This window comes from Cupriavidus sp. WS, from assembly GCF_000395345.1.
Lineage (GTDB): Bacteria > Pseudomonadota > Gammaproteobacteria > Burkholderiales > Burkholderiaceae > Cupriavidus > Cupriavidus basilensis_B.
In genome coordinates this window covers 1-5,461 of record NZ_AQPL01000388.1, presented here as the reverse complement: position 1 = coordinate 5,461, position 5,461 = coordinate 1, and the positions used below count along the sequence as shown (strand labels likewise).

Genomic DNA, 5,461 nt, shown 5'->3' with positions numbered 1-5,461 from the left:
GACGGCGGAGTGGGGTGGGGTGGCGCATCTCGGGGCCTAGTTCAGTCGGTTGCGGACGGCGATGTAGAAGCTGATGTGCTTGCGCAGCCGGCCATCGTCCGGCAGCGCGGCGACGCTGCCGGCGTCGCCGGCCGGCGCGCTGTCGGCGGCGGCGTAGCCCTTGCCGAAGTGGTTGAGCGTGAACGAGGCGGGCTTGGGGTTGGAGCGCGCGGCGCCGCGCAGCACCATCGAGATGCGCAGGGCCCGCACGTTGCCCATGTTGGCGATGCCGGGCGGGACGTAGCGGTTGATGGTGTCGTCGTTGTCGGTGTCCTCGCCGAGCAGCACCTGGAAGAATTCGACGCCCTGGAACAGCGGCGTGGGCGCGCCGTTGACCGTGCATTGCAGCCACGGCGTGCCGGCGGCGTCGTTGACCACGGAGAAGGTCTCCACGGTCTCGAAGTTGCCGTTGACGTTCTCGCCCAGGCAATTCACCGCGGAGCCGTCGGCCACGGGCGCGCTGGCCGGCACGGCGCCCGGGGTGGGGTCGCCGCCGGCCTTGGACGAGCCGAAGTAGCGGAACGTCACGCTGTCGCTGGTGTTGACGCCGTCGTCGTTGGTGGCGTCGAGCGGCTTGGCCGTGCCGAAGTCGTTGCCGTAGTAGGTGAAGTCGCTGTAGCCGGCCTGGCGCGCCTCGCGCTGCAGCAGCTGGCCGATGGCGCGCGCGCTGGCCTGGATGTCGGCCACGTCGCCCTGCGTGTCGTAGGAGCGCCGCTGCGCCAGGTAGACCGAGCTGGTGGCGATCATCAGCAGCATTGCGATGACCAGCCCGACCATCAGCTCCACCAGCGTGAAGCCGCGGGCGGCGGCGGGCCGGCAAGGGTGGCGGTGGCGGCGCGGGCTCGGGGTCGACGGGTTCATGGCACGAGCGCGGTGACGAAGCGTTGGGTGGCGTTCTTGCCCTCGCGCCACCAGATCTTGATGACGTAGGGCGCGCCGGGCTGGTTGTCGCAGGCCGCCGCGGCAGGACCGCTGCCGTCGTCGGGCGTGCTGTCGACGCAGACCGTGCCGGAGCCCGCCGGCAGCGCGTCGGCGAGGTCGTCGACCCAGTCCTGGAAGCTGCTGCGCGCCATCGCGTCGGTCGGGCAGCCCGCCGCCGTGTAGCACGCGGGCGTGGTCTGTCCGGTCGGCAGGTTGTAGGTGCCGGCCTTGGTCGCGGTCTCGTTGCTGCGGATCTGGTCGGCGAGGTTGTAGGCCATCACGGTGGCGATGTTGCGCATCGACGCGGTGCGATTGTCGAGCAGCGTCTGCATCTGGAGCACGGTCAGGGCCAGCACGCCGATCGACAGGATGACCAGCGTGACCAGCGCCTCGATCAGCGTGAAGCCGCGCGCCTGGCCGGGCCGGCGGCGCGGCGCACGCTGCGGGCGCGTGGCGGCGGGGTGAGCGAGCGGGCGGCTCATGGCGTCACGACGCATTGCAGGCGGCCTGCTGGGAGCTGGCGCGGCCGGTGCCGGTCAGCGAGACCGTCAGCCCGTCGGCGGTCGAGCCGTGCTCGCAGAACTGCCAGGCGGCGTTGGGCGGCGTCGACGCGCCGAACGAGCGGAACCGCACCACGGTGCCGGAGGGGATGTTGCTGGCCACGACCGCGGTCCGGGCGTTCGGCGCATCGCTGTGGCGGACGACTTCCTCGCTGGCGCCGATCTGGCCGTCGCTGTCGGCATCGATGAAGATGACACGGCGCCTGGACCAGTCGTCCGTGCAGCTGGCGCCGTCCGCGGTCGGGCAGATGGTGACGGTGGCGTTGCGCCGCGCGGCCTCGCTGCGCGCGGTCTCGATGTCGCTGATCAGCCTGGACGACTCGCTCGTCATCCGGCTGCGATGCAGGAAGGAACTGAAGTTCGGGATGGCCGCCGCCGCCAGGATGGCCAGCACCGACAGCGTCACCATCAGCTCGATGAGCGTGAAGCCGCCCGCGCGGGAGGCGCCGGGCCGGTCATGGCGGTTATGCAGGGGGGAGGGAGCGGCCAGGGCGTCCCGGAAGAAATCCGGGCGCGGGCCATGCGGATGCGCATATGGACGCGGGCCATGCGGACGCGAGCCGGCCAGCGCCGCCCGCTTGCCGCACGGCGCTTTCCCCGGTGCCCACGATGGCCTGGCGCGCGCACGCGTCGCCAAGCCCGCTGCCGCGAGGCAGGAAGGCTGACCCATAGTGACTCCCGTCCGAAAAACTGTTCTTATCTGTTCTTATTTATTCTTTACCGGCGTACCTCGCCTCTGCGTGCGAGTCGACCGTACCTTCCACTGCGCATTGATCATAGCTGGCGCAGATTAAAAGGTAGTGCAGATTAAACAGCTTTCCTCGGAGTTCTGCTACCCCTTTCGAGGGGTAGACGAAGAAAATTCATCGAGCATGTCGCGGAATTCAGACACGTCCTCGAAACTCCGGTAGACCGAAGCGAAGCGGATGTACGCGATCTTGTCGAGCCGGCGCAGCTCGCGCATGACCAGCTCGCCCACCTGGCTGCTGGGGATTTCCTTTTCCCCCAGGCCGAGCAGCCGCTCCTCGATGCGGGCGATGGCGGCGTCGATGGCCTCGGCCGAGACCGGGCGCTTGCGCAGCGCCAGGCGCATGGAATCCTTCAGCTTGTCGCGCACGTAATCGGCGCGCGAGCCGTTCTTCTTGACGATGGCGGGGAAGGAGCGCTCGATCCGCTCGTAGGTGGTGAAGCGGCGGTCGCAGGATTCGCAGCGGCGGCGGCGGCGCACGGTATCGCCTTCTTCCGACATGCGCGTGTCCAGGACCTGCGTGTTGGGATGGGCGCAAAAAGGGCATTTCATGCCTGACCACCTTGAAAGTTGAGCCTGGGCGCAGGCCGCGCGGGGCGGCGTCTCGTCATCTTGTCATTCTGTGAGACGCCGGGCCGGGTTGGCAAGGCGCGTGCCGCGCGGGGCGGCACGGGCTGCCGGCCGCCCGCGCGCAGGCGGGCGGCGCAGGGCGCGTCAGCCGTAGACCGGGAAACGCTTGGTCAGGGCCGCCACCTGCTCGCGCACGCTGGCGATGTTGGCCGCGTCGTGCGGGTTGTCCAGCACGTCGGCCACCAGGTTGGCCACCAGGCGCGCCTCGTCTTCCTTGAAGCCGCGCGTGGTCATGGCCGGCGAGCCCAGGCGGATGCCCGAGGTGACGAACGGCTTTTCCGGGTCGTTGGGGATGGCGTTCTTGTTGACGGTGATGTGGGCCTCGCCCAGGACCTTCTCGGCTTCCTTGCCGGTGATCTTCTTGGCGCGCAGGTCGACCAGCATCACGTGGCTCTCGGTGCGGCCGGAGACGATGCGCAGGCCGCGCTCGATCAGGGTCTCGGCCAGCACGCGGGCGTTCTTGACCACCTGCTGCTGGTAGGTCTTGAACTCGGGCGAGAGCGCTTCCTTGAAGGCCACGGCCTTGCCGGCGATGACGTGCATCAGCGGGCCGCCCTGGATGCCGGGGAAGATGGCCGAGTTGATGGCCTTCTCGTGCTCGGCCTTCATCAGGATCACGCCGCCGCGCGGGCCGCGCAGGCTCTTGTGGGTGGTGGTGGTGACGAAGTCGGCGTGCGGCACCGGGTTGGGGTACTCGCCGGCGGCGATCAGGCCGGCGTAGTGGGCCATGTCGACCATGAACAGCGCGCCGATCGACTTGGCCACGCGCGCGATGCGCTCGAAGTCGATGCGCAGCGCGAAGGCCGAGGCGCCGGCGATGATCAGCTTGGGCTGCTTTTCGCGGGCCAGCTTTTCCAGCGCGTCGTAGTCGATGTCTTCGTTGGCGTCCAGGCCGTAGCTGACCACGTTGAACCACTTGCCGCTCATGTTGAGCGCCATGCCGTGGGTCAGGTGGCCGCCTTCGGCCAGGCTCATGCCCATGATGGTGTCGCCCGGCTTGAGCGCGGCGAAGAACACGCCCTGGTTGGCCTGCGAGCCGGAGTTGGGCTGCACGTTGGCGGCCTCGGCGCCGAACAGTTGCTTGACGCGGTCGATGGCGAGCTGCTCGACGATGTCGACGTACTCGCAGCCGCCGTAGTAGCGCTTGCCGGGATAGCCTTCGGCGTACTTGTTGGTCAGCTGCGAGCCCTGCGCGGCCATCACGGCCGGCGAGGTGTAGTTCTCGGAGGCGATCAGCTCGATGTGCTCTTCCTGGCGCTGGTCTTCCTTCTGGATGGCGGCGAAAAGCTCGGGGTCGATCTGGTCGATCGTATAGCGGCTGCGTTCGAACATGGCGAAAAACTCGTCTTAAGAAATGGGGATCCGAATGGCTTCGGGGTAGGGCGCGCGGGGAAGGCACAGGCGACCGGCACCGGACACGCTGAACGTCCGGCGCAGGGCGCACCCTGCTTCCCATTCGCTGCCCAGGCGAGCGGCAGGCGCTTGAAACTTCGCGCCAGAGAGCTTGCGCTTCCTCGTGGTAGTACCCACTGACTTCGCCAGTCGCGCAAGATGGAATGGTTGGCGGCAGTTTACGCGAGGCGCCGGCCGGCTGCAAGACGGCCCGGCGCGGCCTAGGCGGCGGGCCCTAGCGGAAAGCCGGCGGCTTGTCTGTCAACTAATGTAATTGTTGTAATGTCGGGCAAGGGTTTACACCGGGTTGGGTCGGCTGTCCGCTACAATCGCGGCCATGAGTCACAATGTGTGGGCCCTGCGGGTGTACTGGGAAGACACCGACGCGGGCGGCGTGGTTTTCTACGCCAATTACCTGAAATTCTTCGAGCGCGCCCGGACCGAGTGGCTGCGCTCGCTCGGCATCGGGCAGCAGGCGCTCGCGGACGAAGCGGGCGTGGTCTTTATCGTCAGGAGCACGGCGGTGGACTACAATGCCCCCGCCCGTCTGGACGACCTGCTCGAGATCCGGACACGGATTGAACGGGTTGGACCGGCATCTGTCCAATTCGCCCAGGAAGCCTGGCGCGGGGAGCAATTGCTGGCCACCGGCGCCATCCGTGTCGGATGTGTTGATCGCAGCACGTTCCGCCCGACCCCTATCCCCGCTCCCGTCCTCGCAACCATCAAGACCGCCCGATGAACCCCGTGACCGTCACGCAAGACCTGTCGATCATTTCGCTGGTGCTGCACGCCAGTCTGCTCGCGCAGGCCGTCATGGCGCTGCTGCTCGTCATGTCCCTGTTTTCGTGGACATACATTTTCCGCAAGCACCTGGCGCTGCGCGCGGCGCGCACCCAGACCGAAGGCTTCGAGCGCGACTTCTGGGCCGGCGGCGACCTGCAGGCGCTGTACCAGAGCGCGGCCAACAACCGCCACAGCACCGGCGCGCTGGAACGCATCTTCGAGTCCGGCATGGGCGAGTACCTCAAGGCGCGCGAGCGCAACCACGAAGCCGGCGCGCTGCTCGACGCGGCCCGCCGCGCCATGCGCGCGGCCTACCAGCGCGAGATGGATGTGCTGGAATCGCATCTTCCGTTCCTGGCCTCGGTCGGTTCGGTCAGCCCGTACA

General features: G+C 68.0%; 7 protein-coding genes and 1 riboswitch. Of the genes, 2 read left to right on the top strand and 5 right to left on the bottom strand.

Annotated features, from left to right (window positions below; genetic code table 11):
• Positions 1-36: 36 nt before the first annotated feature.
• The 5 genes from K206_RS0127685 to glyA form a co-directional block, all read right to left on the bottom strand.
• Positions 37-900 (bottom strand): PilW family protein, encoded by an 864-nt coding sequence (locus tag K206_RS0127685; RefSeq protein ID WP_020205624.1) that lies wholly within the window; start codon positions 898-900, stop codon positions 37-39.
• A complete protein-coding gene (gene pilV, locus K206_RS39485) occupies positions 897-1,442 on the bottom strand; it encodes a type IV pilus modification protein PilV (RefSeq protein WP_020205623.1) in 546 nt (181 codons plus the stop codon). The genes K206_RS0127685 and pilV overlap by 4 nt, the downstream gene beginning before the upstream one ends.
• Before the next feature lie 4 nt (positions 1,443-1,446).
• Complete coding sequence (locus K206_RS44690; RefSeq protein WP_081651533.1) at positions 1,447-2,190, bottom strand: GspH/FimT family pseudopilin; 744 nt, start codon at positions 2,188-2,190, stop codon at positions 1,447-1,449.
• Positions 2,191-2,352: 162 nt separating this feature from the next.
• Entirely contained in the window at positions 2,353-2,820 is a 468-nt protein-coding gene (gene nrdR, locus K206_RS0127670) for a transcriptional regulator NrdR (protein WP_020205621.1), read from the bottom strand.
• A gap of 162 nt (positions 2,821-2,982) precedes the next feature.
• Entirely contained in the window at positions 2,983-4,230 is a 1,248-nt protein-coding gene (glyA, locus tag K206_RS0127665; protein ID WP_020205620.1) for a serine hydroxymethyltransferase, read from the bottom strand.
• Positions 4,231-4,352: 122 nt separating this feature from the next.
• Positions 4,353-4,454: riboswitch (ZMP/ZTP riboswitch) on the bottom strand.
• Between the two features lie 173 nt (positions 4,455-4,627).
• Here glyA and ybgC point away from each other — a divergent pair.
• Positions 4,628-5,032, top strand: coding sequence for a tol-pal system-associated acyl-CoA thioesterase (gene ybgC, locus K206_RS0127660; protein WP_029044165.1), 405 nt, complete (start codon positions 4,628-4,630; stop codon positions 5,030-5,032).
• The coding region (locus K206_RS0127655) for a MotA/TolQ/ExbB proton channel family protein (protein WP_020205618.1) at positions 5,029-5,461 on the top strand (433 nt) is incomplete at its 3' end. The genes ybgC and K206_RS0127655, both read left to right, overlap by 4 nt.

Bases quoted from the DNA above. Each gene is read 5' to 3' on its own strand.
- K206_RS44690 (WP_081651533.1), bottom strand. From the start codon at position 2,190: ATGGGTCAGCCTTCCTGCCTCGCGGCAGCGGGCTTGGCGACGCGTGCG.
- nrdR (WP_020205621.1), bottom strand. From the start codon at position 2,820: ATGAAATGCCCTTTTTGCGCCCATCCCAACACGCAGGTCCTGGACACG.
- pilV (WP_020205623.1), bottom strand. From the start codon at position 1,442: ATGAGCCGCCCGCTCGCTCACCCCGCCGCCACGCGCCCGCAGCGTGCG.
- K206_RS0127685 (WP_020205624.1), bottom strand. From the start codon at position 900: ATGAACCCGTCGACCCCGAGCCCGCGCCGCCACCGCCACCCTTGCCGG.
- glyA (WP_020205620.1), bottom strand. From the start codon at position 4,230: ATGTTCGAACGCAGCCGCTATACGATCGACCAGATCGACCCCGAGCTT.
- ybgC (WP_029044165.1), top strand. From the start codon at position 4,628: ATGAGTCACAATGTGTGGGCCCTGCGGGTGTACTGGGAAGACACCGAC.